Annotated in this window: 19 protein-coding genes; 12 read left to right on the top strand and 7 right to left on the bottom strand. The window is 45.1% G+C overall.

What is annotated here, in order from left to right; genetic code table 11:
- The first annotated feature begins 37 nt into the window (after positions 1 to 37).
- The 11 genes from infA to OI18_RS16485 all read left to right on the top strand — a co-directional run bounded on the left by infA (position 38) and on the right by OI18_RS16485 (position 6,652).
- Complete coding sequence (infA, locus tag OI18_RS16530) at positions 38 to 256, top strand: translation initiation factor IF-1 (RefSeq protein ID WP_039128617.1); 219 nt, start codon at positions 38 to 40, stop codon at positions 254 to 256.
- A 9-nt stretch (positions 257 to 265) separates the two neighbouring features.
- Complete coding sequence (gene ykgO / locus OI18_RS24285) at positions 266 to 382, top strand: type B 50S ribosomal protein L36 (RefSeq protein WP_046369371.1); 117 nt, start codon at positions 266 to 268, stop codon at positions 380 to 382.
- Between the two features lie 55 nt (positions 383 to 437).
- Positions 438 to 818 carry a 30S ribosomal protein S13 gene (gene rpsM, locus OI18_RS16525; RefSeq protein WP_039141833.1) on the top strand — a complete coding sequence of 127 codons (381 nt, stop codon included), beginning with the start codon at positions 438 to 440 and terminating at the stop codon, positions 816 to 818.
- A 103-nt stretch (positions 819 to 921) separates the two neighbouring features.
- Complete coding sequence (gene rpsK, locus OI18_RS16520) at positions 922 to 1,338, top strand: 30S ribosomal protein S11 (RefSeq protein ID WP_052273314.1); 417 nt, start codon at positions 922 to 924, stop codon at positions 1,336 to 1,338.
- A 129-nt stretch (positions 1,339 to 1,467) separates the two neighbouring features.
- On the top strand, positions 1,468 to 2,073 hold the full coding sequence (rpsD, locus tag OI18_RS16515) for a 30S ribosomal protein S4 (RefSeq protein WP_039141832.1): 606 nt from the start codon (positions 1,468 to 1,470) through the stop codon (positions 2,071 to 2,073).
- Positions 2,074 to 2,124: 51 nt separating this feature from the next.
- Complete coding sequence (locus OI18_RS16510; RefSeq protein ID WP_039141831.1) at positions 2,125 to 3,123, top strand: DNA-directed RNA polymerase subunit alpha; 999 nt, start codon at positions 2,125 to 2,127, stop codon at positions 3,121 to 3,123.
- Positions 3,124 to 3,184: 61 nt separating this feature from the next.
- Positions 3,185 to 3,676, top strand: coding sequence for a 50S ribosomal protein L17 (rplQ, locus tag OI18_RS16505; protein WP_039141830.1), 492 nt, complete (start codon positions 3,185 to 3,187; stop codon positions 3,674 to 3,676).
- Positions 3,677 to 3,763: 87 nt separating this feature from the next.
- On the top strand, positions 3,764 to 4,873 hold the full coding sequence (gene carA / locus OI18_RS16500; RefSeq protein WP_039141828.1) for a glutamine-hydrolyzing carbamoyl-phosphate synthase small subunit: 1,110 nt from the start codon (positions 3,764 to 3,766) through the stop codon (positions 4,871 to 4,873).
- A 46-nt stretch (positions 4,874 to 4,919) separates the two neighbouring features.
- Positions 4,920 to 5,447, top strand: a complete 528-nt coding sequence (locus OI18_RS16495) for a GNAT family N-acetyltransferase (RefSeq protein WP_039141826.1) — start codon at positions 4,920 to 4,922, stop codon at positions 5,445 to 5,447.
- A gap of 19 nt (positions 5,448 to 5,466) precedes the next feature.
- On the top strand, positions 5,467 to 5,895 hold the full coding sequence (aroQ, locus tag OI18_RS16490) for a type II 3-dehydroquinate dehydratase (protein ID WP_039141824.1): 429 nt from the start codon (positions 5,467 to 5,469) through the stop codon (positions 5,893 to 5,895).
- Between the two features lie 91 nt (positions 5,896 to 5,986).
- The gene (locus OI18_RS16485) at positions 5,987 to 6,652 is read left to right on the top strand and encodes a toxin-antitoxin system YwqK family antitoxin (RefSeq protein WP_039141821.1); all 666 of its coding nucleotides are present in this window, start codon (positions 5,987 to 5,989) and stop codon (positions 6,650 to 6,652) included.
- On the opposite strand, the gene OI18_RS16480 is transcribed toward OI18_RS16485, so the two are convergent.
- From OI18_RS16480 to OI18_RS16460, 5 genes are all read right to left on the bottom strand, one after another.
- Positions 6,649 to 7,398, bottom strand: a complete 750-nt coding sequence (locus OI18_RS16480; RefSeq protein ID WP_052273313.1) for an alpha/beta hydrolase — start codon at positions 7,396 to 7,398, stop codon at positions 6,649 to 6,651. The two genes, OI18_RS16485 and OI18_RS16480, sit on opposite strands and share 4 nt — an antisense overlap.
- A gap of 70 nt (positions 7,399 to 7,468) precedes the next feature.
- The gene (locus OI18_RS16475; RefSeq protein WP_039141816.1) at positions 7,469 to 7,879 is read right to left on the bottom strand and encodes a GreA/GreB family elongation factor; all 411 of its coding nucleotides are present in this window, start codon (positions 7,877 to 7,879) and stop codon (positions 7,469 to 7,471) included.
- Between the two features lie 5 nt (positions 7,880 to 7,884).
- Positions 7,885 to 9,444 (bottom strand): FMN-binding glutamate synthase family protein, encoded by a 1,560-nt coding sequence (locus OI18_RS16470; protein WP_052273312.1) that lies wholly within the window; start codon positions 9,442 to 9,444, stop codon positions 7,885 to 7,887.
- 311 nt (positions 9,445 to 9,755) lie between these two features.
- Entirely contained in the window at positions 9,756 to 12,131 is a 2,376-nt protein-coding gene (locus OI18_RS16465; protein WP_039141813.1) for a M1 family metallopeptidase, read from the bottom strand.
- 3 nt (positions 12,132 to 12,134) lie between these two features.
- Positions 12,135 to 12,743: a HupE/UreJ family protein gene (locus OI18_RS16460; RefSeq protein ID WP_039141810.1), complete on the bottom strand. Its 609-nt coding sequence runs from the start codon at positions 12,741 to 12,743 to the stop codon at positions 12,135 to 12,137.
- Between the two features lie 58 nt (positions 12,744 to 12,801).
- On the opposite strand from OI18_RS16460, the gene OI18_RS16455 reads away from it, so the two are divergent.
- Positions 12,802 to 13,290 (top strand): DUF6702 family protein, encoded by a 489-nt coding sequence (locus OI18_RS16455; protein WP_039141807.1) that lies wholly within the window; start codon positions 12,802 to 12,804, stop codon positions 13,288 to 13,290.
- A gap of 29 nt (positions 13,291 to 13,319) precedes the next feature.
- Here the strand turns inward: OI18_RS16455 and OI18_RS16450 are convergent, their stop codons facing one another.
- Together OI18_RS16450 and OI18_RS16445 are read right to left on the bottom strand one after the other, a co-directional pair.
- Complete coding sequence (locus tag OI18_RS16450) at positions 13,320 to 14,618, bottom strand: hemolysin family protein (RefSeq protein WP_072039032.1); 1,299 nt, start codon at positions 14,616 to 14,618, stop codon at positions 13,320 to 13,322.
- A gap of 13 nt (positions 14,619 to 14,631) precedes the next feature.
- On the bottom strand, positions 14,632 to 15,219 hold the full coding sequence (locus OI18_RS16445; protein WP_052273310.1) for a phosphatase PAP2 family protein: 588 nt from the start codon (positions 15,217 to 15,219) through the stop codon (positions 14,632 to 14,634).
- Positions 15,220 to 15,271 lie beyond the last annotated feature (52 nt).

Genomic DNA, 15,271 nt, shown 5'->3' with positions numbered 1-15,271 from the left:
AACTATTTAATACTATCTTTGCGCTCCCAAAATCTGTATGGCAAAACAAGCACTCATTAAACAGGATGGAATTATTGTAGAGGCACTTTCGAACGCGATGTTCAAAGTTAAACTCCAGAATGACCACGAAATACTGGCCACAATTTCAGGAAAAATGAGAATGCACTATATCAGGATCCTGCCTGGTGATAAGGTAGGGGTGGAGATGAGTCCGTATGATTTAACAAGGGGTAGGATTATTTTCAGATATAAATAAAATAGCATCATGAAAGTTCGTGCATCCATCAAGAAGCGGAGCGCTGATTGTAAGATCGTGAGAAGAAAGGGCAAATTGTACGTGATCAACAAAAAGAATCCGCGTTACAAGCAAAGGCAAGGTTAATCCTCAGGCCTGACCCTGAATTAGTCATTTGTAAAATCGAAAATAGAATCACATTATGGCTCGTATTGCCGGTGTAGACTTACCAAAAAACAAAAGAGGCGAAATAGGTCTGACCTATATCTTCGGTATTGGCCGTTCAACCGCCCAGTACATTCTGAGCAAATCAAACATCAGTTTTGAGAAGAAAGTTCATGAATGGAACGACGATGAACTGGCAGCTATCCGTAACACCATTAACGATGAGTTCAAGGTGGAAGGTCAGCTTCGTTCTGAGGTACAGATGAGCATCAAGCGTCTGCTTGATATCGCCTGCTACCGTGGTCTCCGTCACCGTAAAGGGTTGCCGCTTCGTGGTCAGCGTACCAAAACGAACAGCCGTACCCGTAAAGGTAAACGTAAGACAGTTGCTGGTAAGAAGAAGGCTCCTAAGAAGTAAGACATAGTGCCGCTGCCGGATCCTGCTTAGGAGGGGGAGGGAGTGGTGCGGCCTGTTACGGGTTGTAACAGGAACATTTTTAAAGATTACCTCAAAATTTGTAATGGCAAAACAACAACAAAGCGCTAAGGCCGGTGGAGCCAAAGCCGCTGCCAAGAAGAGAATCGTGAAGGTAGACGCATATGGTGATGCCCATATCTCTGCTACATTCAACAACATCATCATCAGCCTTACCAACAAGAACGGTCAGGTGATCTCCTGGTCATCTGCAGGTAAGATGGGATTTAAAGGATCGAAGAAAAACACTCCGTATGCAGCCCAGATGGCTTCTGCAGATGCAGCAAAAACTGCACTTGACGCAGGCCTGAAGCGTGTGGACGTTTACGTTAAAGGTCCTGGTTCAGGAAGGGAAAGCGCAATTCGCGGTCTCGCCCAGAACGGAATCGAAGTGGTGATGATCAAAGACGTTACACCATTGCCGCACAATGGTTGCCGTCCTCCGAAAAAACGCCGCGTTTAATCTTTTTTGATATACCAAAACCCAAGGCCAGCAAGGCTTTGGGTTTTGGATTTCTATTTTTAACATGGGTGTGCAATTGATTTTAAGATTTTTACTGATTGCCCACCGTAACTAAAAAATCAAGTTGATATGGCACGTTACACTGGTCCAAAGACCAAAATTTCTAGAATCTTCGGTGAGCCCATCCTGGGAAATGGTAAATGGCTGAACAAGAACAGCAACCCTCCCGGTCAGCATGGTGCTGCACGTAAGCGTAAGAGCCTGGGTGAGTACGCTCTCCAGCTGCGCGAAAAACAAAAAGCCAAGTACACATATGGCGTACTCGAGCGCCAGTTCCGCAGGACATTCGAAGAAGCTGCACGCCGCAAGGGTGTTACAGGTGAAAACCTGATCAAACTGCTGGAAGCACGTCTCGACAACACTGTATTCCGTATGGGGATCGCACCTTCACGTCCTGCTGCCCGCCAGCTGGTTAGCCATAAGCACATTATGGTAAACGGTGAAGTAGTGAACGTTCCTTCTTTCCAGCTTAAGCCAGGAGATATTGTTACCTTCAAACCTGCTTCAACTGAAAAGTCCGGTCTAACCAGCCAGGTGCGTGGTAAGAACATCAAGTACAATTGGGTTGACTTCAATGAAACAGAGATGACAGGTACTTTTATTGCTTATCCCGAGAGAGAAAGTGTTCCGGAGAACATTAAGGAACAACTGATCGTTGAACTTTACTCTAAGTAATAGGGGATAATCAATTAACCATCATCCAAAAAACGTAAATCGAACATACAAATGGCCATTTTAAACTTTCAGAAACCCGACAAAATCGTATTGCAGAAAGCAAATGATTTTGAAGCACAATTCGAATTCCGTCCTCTGGAGCCTGGTTACGGTGTGACCATCGGTAATGCCCTTCGCCGGGTGCTGCTGAGCTCACTGGAAGGATATGCTATCGTGGGTATCAGAATTGAAGGGGCTGAACATGAGTTTGCAACAATCAAGGGTGTTACAGAAGATCTTACTGATATCATCCTGAACCTGAAGCAGGTTCGTTTTAAAAAGGGAATCGAAGCCGAAGTTTCCAACGAGAAGATCGTTCTTCACATCAAAGGGAAGAGCGAGTTCACTGCCGGAATGATCCAGGAAGGTACATCCAGCTTCCAGGTCATGAACCCCGAGCAACTGATCTGCACAATGGATCCTTCTGCTAAGCTTGAAATTGAGCTGACAATTGGTAAGGGTCGTGGTTATGTTCCTGCAGAAGAAAATAAGGTAAAAGACGCTCCTCTGGGCTTTATTCCCATCGATTCTATTTACACTCCGATCAAGAATGTAAAATACAGCATTGAGAATACCCGTGTGGAACAGCGTACTGACTTTGAAAAGCTGATCATGGACGTTGCTACCGACGGAACTATTCATCCCGAAGAAGCTGTTAAGCAGGCTTCCCGCATCCTTATCCAGCACCTGATGATCATCACTGATGAGAACATCACTTTTGATAACAAGGAAGAGAAGAAAGAGGATCTCGTTGATGAGCAGACGCTTCAGCTGCGTAAAGTGCTGAAGACTCCGCTGGAAGATCTCGATCTTTCCGTTCGTGCCTTTAACTGCCTCAAAGCTGCTAAGATCAACAGTCTGAGCGAACTGGTGCAATATGAGCAGGAAGACCTGATGAAATTCCGCAACTTCGGTCAGAAATCACTGGCTGAAATCGAGCAGGTGCTTCATGAGCGTGGCCTCAGCTTCGGCATGGACCTCGCTAAGCTCGGAATCGATAAAGAAGACTAATTCACTTTTAATCGTAGGCTGCAATTCCTGACACGGTGCAGCCGGTAAAAAACAACAAGTCATGCGTCACGGAGACAAAATCAACAACCTGGGCCGTAAAAAAGCCCACCGCGAAGCGCTGCTGGCAAACCTGTCCATCAGCCTGATCGAGCACAAACGTATTGTAACTACCCTGGCTAAGGCCAAAGCACTGCGTGTGTTCCTCGAACCCCTTATCACAAAGGCTAAAGTTAATGATACCCACAACCGCCGGGTAGTATTCAGCTACCTTCAGAACAAAGAAGCTGTCGTTGAACTGTTTGGACCTGTTGCGGAAAAAATAGGCGGCCGTCCTGGTGGTTACACCCGTATCATTAAGCTCGGTACCCGTGTGGGTGATAACGCTGAACAGGCACTGATCGAACTGGTTGACTTCAACGAGGTTTACGGTAAGACAGCCGCTGCAAAAGCTGAACCTGCCAAGAGAACCCGTCGTGGTGGTAAGAAAGCTGCTTCTGCTGAAGCACCTGCAGCTGCACCCGCTGAGTCAACTGAAGAAAAATCAGCTGAATAAGGATGAATGATTGATTTCTTAATAAAAGCAGAATGGTTTTCCATTCTGCTTTTTTTTTCGTGATATTTGCAAAATTTTCCAACAGAAATGCCCAATACACCACAACAGCAAGCTATCCTCGTACTCGGGGATGGTTCAGTTCACTATGGTAAAGCCTTTGGAACAATCGGCACCACCACAGGTGAGCTCTGTTTCAATACAGGAATGACAGGTTACCAGGAAGTATTTACCGATCCCAGCTATTATGGTCAGGTAGTCATTATGAACAGTGTGCATATCGGTAACTATGGCGTAAAGGATGAAGATATAGAGTCATCTTCTGTAAAGGTTCGCGGTGTAATCGCCCGGAACCTGGAAGAACTGTTCAGCCGCAGGATGGCGAAAGGCTCCCTGGATGAATACCTGAAGCTTCATAATATCGTGGCAATTGAAGGAGTAGATACCCGTGCGCTCACTGCTAAGGTACGTACAGACGGGGCAATGAACTGTATCATTTCTTCGGAGATCTCGGATGTGGAAAAACTCAAGGCGATGCTGAAGGAAGTGCCTTCCATGGACGGACTGGAACTTGCGAGCAAGGTGAGTACTGATGAGCCGTATGAAATGGGTGACCCTTCAAGTGAAATCCGGATTGCGGTGATAGACTATGGAGTTAAGAAAAATATCCTGCAATGTATGGTCGACCGCGGAGCATATGTTCGTGTACACCCTGCCAAAGTCAGCATGGATGAACTCAAATCGTTCAAAGCCGATGGATATTTCATTTCCAACGGACCGGGCGATCCTGCCGCGATGGATTATGCTATCCGCACGATAAAGGAAGTTGTAGCAGAAAATAAACCGACATTCGGAATTTGTCTTGGACATCAGCTTCTGGCACTGGCGCATGATATCCCGACCTTTAAGATGCACCATGGGCACCGTGGACTGAATCATCCGGTAAAGAACCTTGTTACAGGCAAGTGCGAGATTACTACCCAGAATCATGGATTCGGTGTGGATCCGGAAGCAGTCAGGAAAGCCGACCATATCGAAATTACCCATGTGAATCTCAACGATAATTCCATTGAAGGTATCAGGATCAAGGGAAAACCAGCTTTTTCAGTACAATATCACCCGGAAAGCACTCCTGGTCCGCACGACAGCAGGTACCTGTTTGATGAATTTATAGACCTGATTAAATCAGAAAAGAGCTAATAAAAATCCGGCACCCGACAAGTGCCGGATTTTTTTAATTTACCGGATGAAACCGCCGATACTTGAAACGAGGTCATATCGCATGGAACCTTTTTCCGCTGCTGACCAGCACTTCGTATTCAAAGGGCTCAGCCATCCTGATGTGATCCGTTTTTATGGTGTCAGCTATGACAGTTTCGAAGCGGCAGCTGCACAGCTTGAGTTTTATAACGTACTGGAAATATGCGAAACCGGTTCCTGGTGGAAGATCATTGATGTATCCACAGGCAAGCCATGCGGTGCCTGCGGTTGCAATAATTTCATTCCGCACCATGAAAAAATTGAGATCGGATACTGGTTGCTCCCCGCATACCAGGGCAGGGGCATTATGCAGGAATGCCTGGAAACGATGCTTACGTACATTTCCGGGCGATGGAAGGTTCATCGCATAGAAGCCTGGGTTGAAACTGGAAACGAAGCCAGCAGGAAGCTATTGCAGAAATGTGGCTTCAGCGAAGAGGGACTTCTTCGTGATACAGAAGTGAAAAATGGTAAGCGCATCAGTCTGTATGTATATGCGAAGATTCTGGACTGAATAGCATATTTTTAGCGACATGAAAATTGCTATTATTAACGGTCCAAACCTGAACCTGCTCGGAAAACGCGAGCCTGGCGTTTATGGCTCCCAGGATTTCGACAGTTACTTCAGTTCCCTTAAAGAACTTTTCCCTCAGATCGAATTCAGTTATTATCAAAGTAACGTTGAAGGTGAACTCATCAATGAGTTACAGTCAGCAGGCTTTTCTGCCGATGGCATTGTGCTAAATCCAGGCGGCTACACCCATACTTCCGTTGCGATCGGAGATGCTATTGCTGCCATCAGCGCTCCGGTTATAGAAGTTCATATTAGTAATGTTCATGCCCGGGAGGAATTCCGGAAGCTTTCCCATGTTTCTGCCAAGGCAAAAGGAACTATCTGCGGACTGGGCCTGACAGGTTACGAACTGGCTGTCAGGTACATCGTTAAACTGGCTGCTGACTAACCAATCCGGCATATTTGTTGGGATAGACTTAAAGGTTCGGGATAACAATCTGCCCGCAAAATCCGTTATTACCATATTCAAACTCTTGATCATGCGCTGGTTATTCGTGTTATTACTTTTCGTCGGGAATGTGGCCTTCTGTCAATGGAAGGATTATATGATCGGGGTGAAAGGTGATACCCTTAACAGGGTGGATAAGTCCGGAAAAAGACAAGGTCCCTGGGTTCTGAAATACGACCAGGTGAGGGGAGAACCGGGATTCGAAGAAGAAGGGCAGTTTGTAGAAGACAGGAAAGAAGGAACCTGGAGGAAATACAGCCTGATGGGAGACCTTCTGGCAATTCAGCAGTATCGCTGGGGATTCCTTGACGGGCAAAGCCAGTATTTTAATGTGGCTGGTAATATTGTACGGGAAGAAAGCTGGAGAGCCTTCAATCCCGACAAATTATATGATACCGTCGATGTGGAAGATGTAATGAACCCGGGAAACTATTCGCAGGTGATCATCAAAAATGAAGGTTCTTCAATTAAGCATGGCACCTGGAAGTTTTACGATCCGGGTACCGGGTTTATCAACAAAACTGAATTTTATCTCCTGGGAAAGGTTGATAAAAGTAACGAACCCGCGACCCTGGCAACCGATACTTTATCCGTGGCCCGCAAAAAAACTGCAAAGCCCAAAGAAGTACTGGATTACGAAAAAAAGAATGCCGGCAAAAAGAAGATCCGGGTTCGTGATGGCCACGTTAACTATTAATTGGATAAGCCTTCATCCCAGGCTTTACGGATAAAAAACAGCTGGAAATCTATGGCGACTTTCCAATAGTACCAGTCGTGTCTGCCCTCCCGTTCAATGTAGTCGTGGGCAATTTGCTTTGTTTCCAATTGCTTGTGAATATTCCTGTTTACCGGCAGCAGGTAGTCCTGCAATCCACAATCGATAATCAGCCTGGTGTTTTTAAGTTTCTCCCAGTCAATACTGCAGCACGTGCTGTCCGCAATTTTTTGCCTTAATGCACTGCCTGTAGTAAACGGTCTCAGGTTTAAAACGCCACTCATGCTTCCGGCAACAGAAAAAAGGTCATTATGCCGGCTGGCAATAAGCATTGCCCCGAAACCACCCATACTTATCCCTGTGATTGCACGATAACGACGATCCAGGCTGACCGGGTAGTGTTGTTCAATGTAAGGCATCAGTTCCTGCACAAAATGCGATTCAAACCGGGAACTACTGTCCATGGGGTTATCGAAATAAACCGTTGCCCTTCCACCGTCAGGGCAAACGATCACACATTTATATTTGTCTGCAGCCTGCTGAAGGTATGGTACTTTGTTTATCCACAGGGAGTAATTTCCTCCAAGTCCGTGAAGTAAATAAAGTACCGGGTAAGCCTCTCCGCCTTTTCCGCCAGAAGGTTCTATCACCACCGCTTTAATGTTCCTTTTCATTACTTCACTGTAAATACTTACGGTGTCGACTGTTGCGGCATAAGACCTCTGCATACAGGAAATGGTGGCTAACAAAAACAACATCCTTATCATAGGCGAATCATTGTATATAAAAATAACCCCTTTACACGAGAAGCCCTTCATTGGTCACATCAGCAATATAAAATACCTTTTTGCCAGCCGGCATTTCCCAGGCGACATGCTGACCTTTTCTATATCCTATCAAGGCAATTCCCAGGGGAGCGAAGACGGACAGTTTTCCCTTACTTAAATTCGCCTGGGTAGGCAATACTAGCCTGAAGTGTATTCTCCGCCCGGTGTCTTCCTCAATCACTTCAATATTTGAGTTCAGCCTAATGACGTCGGCTGGGAATCTGTCTTCCTTCTCGATTATCTCGGCATTATTTAATTCGTCATATAACTGTTCTGCGTGTTTACTTTCACCCGACATGGGACTCATCCGGGAATAAATATATTTCAGCAACAGGTCATAGTCACTCTTCAGTAAAATCAGTTTATTTATTTGTGCATCCATGGCATTTAATTATAAATGTGATCAATAGCAGTTTTCTGGATTGTTTTCATTCCATAAATTTCTTCAAAGCTCTGTGTGTCTGATAAGCTTAGCCTGCGGAAAAAGCTGGAAACAGTTATGTCATTCAGGTTTCTGAATCCGCAAGCCTCCATTAATTCAATGGTAGCCCTTATTGTATTTTTATGAAAGTTTGCGACGCGGACTTTTTTGTCCGTTATATCAAGTCCTTTGTATAATTGCGATTCCTGCGTGGCAACGCCAACGGGGCACTTTCCACTGTCACATTTCAAGGCCTGGATGCAGCCGAGAGAGAACATCATTCCCCTGGCGCTGTACACAGCGCTTGCTCCAAGTGCAAGCACTTTCAGGATATCAAAACCCGAGATTATTTTACCTGCAGCAATCAGCTTTACCTTATCTTTTAAACCATAGACCTGCAAAGTTTTGGAAGCGAAAGCAAGTGCTTCATACAGCGGCATACCTACATGATCCGTAAACTCCAGTGGTGCAGCACCTGTTCCCCCTTCAGCTCCGTCAATCACGATGAAGTCGGGTATTATATCCGTTTTACGGATTTCGTAGCAGATCTCATGGAATTCCCTCCTGCTGCCGATGCAAAGCTTGAATCCTACTGGTTTACCGAGAGATAATTCCCTTAAGGAACCGAGGAAATGAAGCATGCCTGCGGCATTATTGAACGCTGTGTGTCCGGCCGGGGAATTGATGGTGGTATTAACCGGTACATTCCGGATTGTTGCTATCTCAACTGTGTTTTTCGCCGCAGGTAATATACCCCCATGCCCTGGTTTTGCTCCCTGTGACAGTTTGAGCTCTATCATCTTTACTTCCGGCCGGCAGGCATTTTCACTGAACAGGTCTGCATCGAAATTTCCTTTTGCATTACGGCAGCCGAAATACCCCGTACCGATCTGCCAGATCAGGTGTCCACCTTTAAGGTGGTAAGGACTAATTCCTCCTTCACCCGTATTGTGAGCAAATCCGCCCAGCCTGGCTCCTTCATTTAAAGCCTCTATCGCCGTTTTACTTAGTGCACCATAACTCATGGCACCGATGTTCAGTACACTGGCATTGTAAGGCTGGCTGCATTGGTGATTACCGATGGTTACCCTAAGGTCGCTTTCATCAACCCTCACCGGGTAGATCGAGTGTGCCACCCATTCGTACCCGGGTTCATTTGGGTTCACCTGCATACCAAAGGCTACAGTCTGGCGTACATCCTTAGCCCTCTGGTATACAATCGAACGCTGACGTCGGTTAAAGGGTTTTCCGTCCGATTCTGATTCAAAAAAATACTGCCGCACTTCAGGCCTGAATGCCTCAAGCACATATCGGAAATAACCGATAATCGGGTAGTTGCGAAGTAGTGCATGTTTTGTTTGCCTGACATTGGAAATAGCTAACAGCAACAGCGGTAATGTGATTAACAACAAAAGATACAGGCGTGTATCCTGGGTATATGCCCATTTAATAATGATCCCGTTCAGCAGTACTAAAATGAAAATAATACTACCGCTGACAGGAATCGCACTTTGATTCCGTGGCATGGCACAGGTTTATGTGATGAAAGAAAAAAGGAAAAGACAATACCCCGGGGGACTTAAATAATTGTCATGCCGGGGTTAAAGTACCAAAGGCCTTCAGATTGGAAAAGAAGGGCAACGCTGAATGTTTGCCGTGGTAAATAGGGGCGTATATGGTAAATAAAATTTCCAAGTGGTGCAAACATAGCGCTTATCCATGAAGATCCCGGCAATTCACACCAAACCATAAGTGACTTTACAGCTATTTTAACGGAATTATCAAAAAAAAAGGAATGACTTAGTCATTCCTTTTTTATCAGAGAAATAAAAAGTAATTAAAATGCTTTCTTCTCCTTGCTCTTCTCCTGGGCTTTTTGCATTGGTGTTATGCCAGTGCTTTGTCCGCGGGTGTTCTGCTTGTATTTGAACAACTGGAATTTGCTGGGTTCAGCAATTGTTCCCCAGGTATTGTTGGCTTCGTTAATGTCGGCTGTCTCCTTCATCGGGTCAAGCTTAATCGACTTAACTTCCTTGTTCTTCACATATACCTTGGTTACTTTACTTTCGTTTTTACGCCAGATCTGTGCAGGAATGCGATCAACTTCCTGAGACCCATCCGTAAATGTAAATTCTACAATGATAGGCATTACGAGGCCGCCTTTGTTAGAGAAAGCAATTTCGTAAACGTGTTTGTTCTCAAAATTCTTTTTCACTTCGTCATCAGCCTTCGTTACGTTTGAAGTTGCAGGAACTTCATAAGTAGTGGAGTCATAAGGCTCCAGACCACGCGCATATCTCCAGTAGAAATCACGCAGGGTAGTGTCCCTGTCAACTTCAAAAACAATGTTTTTGTCTTCGCGGTTGCGGATTTTTGAAAGATCTTCAAATGCATTTACCTGTGGCTTTGCGAGTTTGGTCTTCTTTGTACCGGATGCATTATTGTTTGAAGGCTCACTGAATTCGGGACGCAGGTAGCGAACAGTATCGATTGCGATGTCAGTAGCATCTGTGCTGTAGAACCATCCTCTCCAGAACCAGTCGAGGTCTTCGCCGCTCGCATCTTCCAGCGTACGGAAAAGATCAGCCGGTGTTGGATGTTTGAAAGCCCAACGACGTGCATACTCTTTGAAAGCATAATCGAACAGCTCGCGGCCCATAACTGTTTCACGCAGGATGTTCAGGCCTGTTGCGGGTTTTGAATATGCATTCGGCCCAAACTGGATGATGTTTTCGCTGTTTGTCATGATCGGCTCAAGCTGATCTTTAGGGAGCTTCATGTAATCCGTGATATAAGCAGCCGGACCACGACGGCTTGGAAATTTATTGTCCCACAGTTCTTCTGTAAGGTATTCCACGAATGTGTTAAGTCCCTCATCCATCCAGCTCCACTGGCGTTCGTCGCTGTTAATGATCATCGGGAAGAAGTTGTGTCCTACTTCATGAATGATCACACCAAGCATACCATATTTGGTTTGCTCGCTGTATGTGCCGTCTGGGGCAGTACGACCGTAGTTGAAGCAGATCATCGGATATTCCATACCGTTGGCAGCTTCCACGCTCTGGGCAACCGGGTAAGGGTAAGGAATGGAGAATTTACTGTAGCTCTTGATTGTGTGAGCCACGGCTTTAGATGAATAAGGGCGGTAAAGTCCATATGCTTCTTTGCCGTAAAAACTCATACACATGATCTTTTTTCCTTCAACAGTTGCCGGGATCGCGTCCCATACAAATTTGCGGGAAGAGGTCCAGGCAAAGTCACGAACGTTATCTGCTTTATAGATCCAGGTTTTCTTCGCCTTGCTCTTATTTTTTTCAGCTGCTTTAGCTTCTGCGAGGTTTACGATTTCCACTACATCCTTTGCAGTTTGTGCCTTCTGCCAGCGGGCAAGCTGTGCAGGAGTCAAAACCTGTTGGTAGTTCAGGCATTCTCCGGTAGAACCAATTACATGGTCTGCGGGTACTGTCATCTGAACCTTGAAGTTTCCGAAAGTAAGGGCAAACTCGCCTCTACCGGTAAACTGGTGGTTCTGCCAGCCCTGGAAGTCACTGTACACACAGAGACGGGGATACCATTGTGCCATAGTGAAAAGATGGTTACCGTCTTCGGCGAAGAATTCATAGCCGCCACGGCCGCCTTCTTTCATCCTGTCGGTAATCTTGTAGTTCCAGTCAATTTTCAGCACATATTTCTGACCAGGCTTCAGGGGAGCCGGCAGGTCAACACGCATCATTGTTTTGTTGACTGTATATTTCAACGGTTTACCGAGTGCATCGGTAAGTTTCACAATGTTTACACCATTATCATTTTTGGATTCTTCCATCCTGCTTACCGCCAGGTCAACAGTTTCTTTTCCGATTGTTGAGGCATCCTGGTAGTTCGCATTGTTTTCTGAACTGTGCTCATTCTCATCGAGCTGAAGCCAGAGATAAGTGAGCTGGTCAGGAGAGTTGTTGAAATAAGTCACTGTCTCACTTCCTGTGAGGCGCAGTTTCTCTTCATCGAGTTCACATTTAATGTCATAATCCGCACGCTGCTGCCAGTATTTTGGACCTGGCGCACCGCTCGCGGTACGGTATTCGTTTGGCGTAGGCAATACGGTGCCCAACTGCTCAAACTTGTTCCCGTGGTTTGAACCGGGATTGTTCTGTATGTTCTGGGCAAACGCCGGGGCGGCAATTAATCCAAGACATGCATAAAGGAGTCTTCTCATTTGTTATTGCTGTTTTGTATAGGTGTGTTTTTGTATTTCAGGAATCCTTTCAATAGCCATTTTCAATGAAAACAGTAATATCAGACCCGACAGTACGCCAATCCACAGACGCTGGACGGTCTTCAACTTTTCAACGAATATAAATGATAGCAGCAAAACTACCGTAACTACAAGTAATTGAGCAACTTCAATACCCAGGTTAAATGCAAGCAGGTGGCTGGTTATCCTGTCCGATCCTTCGAGGTCAAGCAACAGGTTGGCATATGCGAGACCGTGGATCATGCCGAAGAATAAAGCAAAAAAATAGATCAGAGGTAATTTATTATTAATTTGTTTTGGTTTAAAAAACAAATTATTGAGTGCGGTTCCGGCAATTGTAAGGGGAATAAGGAATTCAATCCAGGCAACCGGAACAGATACATATCCTAAAACACTTAATATGAGTGTGATACTGTGCCCGATGGTAAATGCGGTTACAAGCACTGCTACTTTTTTCCAGTCGGAAAATTTGTATCGAAGGCAAAGGGCTGTTACAAACAGAATGTGATCGAGCGCATCCCAGGTCAGAATATGTTCAACACCGAGCCCGAAGTAAAGGTTAAAATCTTGCATACTTAATCAAGCTTTCAAAATAATCCAGAGTTTTGTGCTGGAAAAATAAAAATGTTTAATGGCAGCAATATTGTTTAAGTGGTTAATGACCGGAATGGTTGCAATCATGCATCCTTTTTATGTCAGCGTGACGGATATCTCTCATAATGATAAGGATAAAACGTTGGAAATCAGCGTAAAACTATTTATTGATGATTTTGAGACCTCGCTGGGAAAGACCTACAACCAACCTGTTGATCTCGGGCAGCCAAAAGATGCAGCCAAAGTTAACCAACAGATCTTTGAATACCTGCAGCAGCATCTCCAGGTTTCCGTAAACGGAAAACCGGTCAGGCTTGAATTTGTTGGTTATGAAAGGGAACGTGAATCTGCATGGTGCTATGTGCAGGTAAATGAGGTAAACTCAGTCTCGGAGATCCAGGTCAGGAATACGCTTCTTTACGATTCGTTTGACAAACAGATAAATATAATGCATGTCAACACAAAAGGGGTAAGGAAAAGTACCCGGCTTAACTATCCTGATAATGTTGCAAAATTCGGGTTCTAGTATTTTGAGTTTTCAGTTTTGAATTTGGCTTAGTCTTCATCCATTCCTTCCCGGATGTCTTCTGAAATAGTCACGAGGATTTTATCGATCCTTAATGAATCCATGTCGATAATTTCAAATCGGAAGCCTTTCCATTCGAGGCTGTCACCGGTGTGAGGAATTCTTTCAAGTTTGTGAAGAATAAATCCTGCGAGGGTATTGAATTCCTGCTCGCCTTCATTCATCCAGTCTGTCATTTCAAAACGTGAAAGAAAGTCATAGAATGGGATCTGTGCATCCACCAGGTAACTTCCGTCATCTCTTTTAATGATCTCATAATCTTCAATATCAGACTGTGGCAGGTCTCCGACTATGGCTTCCAGGATGTCATTAAGCGTAATCATGCCCTGCACACTGCCATATTCATCCACAATGAAGCAGGAGTGGAGTTGTGTTTCCTTAAATCGTTCCAGAACCCGGTAAGCGGTATTGTTTTCGGGTACAAACATCGCCGGTTTCATGATGTGTTTGAATAAGGTAAGATCGTTCGTTATGTAAAGATCCTTTATGGATACAACCCCTTTAATGTTATCAATATCCCCGTCACAGATTGGGTAAATGGAATGCGGTTCCTTAATGATCTTTTCTTTTATCGACTGTTCATTATCGTTAACGTCAAACCATATGATGTCGCTGCGGTGTGTCATCAGCGAAGTAATACTCCGGTCACCCAGGTGAAAAACCCTTTCGATGATCTCCTGTTCCGCTTCATCGATGGTACCCTGTTCTGTTCCTTCGCTAATGATTGCCTTGATCTCTTCTTCTGTTACCTGCGTATCATTTCGCTGGACATTAAGGAGTCGGGTCAGCAGGTGCGTTGACTTACTCAGCAGCCAGATGAAAGGGTGGGTAATTTTGCTGATGAATCTCATCGGACCGGCCACCAGCTTCGCGATTTTTTCCGGGTTGGAAAGGCCGATTCTTTTCGGCAAAAGTTCACCGAGAACCATACTGAAAAATGTCAGGATGATCACCACGGTGGCGGTCGCGATTCCATTACTGTAGTCTGAAAGGACCGGTATCCGGCTGAAAAAGGATGCAACGTCACTGGTGATTTTATCACCGGAAAAAATACCGGTCAGGATGCCGATAAGGGTAATACCGATCTGGACTGTTGACAAAAAAGTGTCCGGATGGTTGGCGAGTTCAAGGGCTTCGCGGGCCCTTATATCACCTTTCACTGCTTGCGATTCGAGCCTTGCTTTACGTGCCGAGACCAGGGCGATCTCAGCCATTGAGAATATACCGTTCAATAAAATAAGACCAAATATGATTAGAATTTCCGTCATTATATTGGATTGATCAGCTGCGGGCAAAAGCCGGCAAGCCTATTTTTTTGTTGAAGATAATACTCATTCCGTATCCGATGGAGCTACCGACGATAGCCCCGCAACAAACATCAAGCGGATAATGCACACCCACATATACCTGGGCATAACTAACGGTTGCAGCAAACAGAATAAGTATATTGATCCAGGGACCGGTAAAGTTCCGCAGGGTAAGCACAACGAAGCTGGCAAAACCAAAGTGGTTGGTGGCGTGCGATGAAGTAAAGCTGCTGCTTCGCGGACAATATTTGATAAAGAAACGGATCTGGTCGGCAATCTCAGGATCCCTGCAGGGGCGGAGTCGCATAATGTTATTCTTTATGAGATTGCTGCTAACCTGGTCGGTAATTGCAATGGTAAGGACAGCAGCCAATATCCAAAGCCACCCTCTCTTTCCAAAATTGAGCGCAGCAAAGACAATGAAAAACAGGTATACCGGCATCCAGAAATAAGTCTCCCTTATATGTTGGAACAGTATATCCAGCACGGGATGGTGCCATTCATTATTAATGCGTACCATCAACGCCTTATCATATTCAATTAACCGGTCTATCAGATCCATGTAATTATCTAACTTATACAAAAATAAGCAGTTGTCCGCTCAAGTGTAAATA

Origin of the sequence: Flavihumibacter solisilvae (assembly GCF_000814475.1) — a bacterium.
Lineage (GTDB): Bacteria > Bacteroidota > Bacteroidia > Chitinophagales > Chitinophagaceae > Flavihumibacter > Flavihumibacter solisilvae.
Note: the sequence above shows the minus strand (reverse complement) of the source record. Positions and strands in the feature narration are given on the sequence as shown.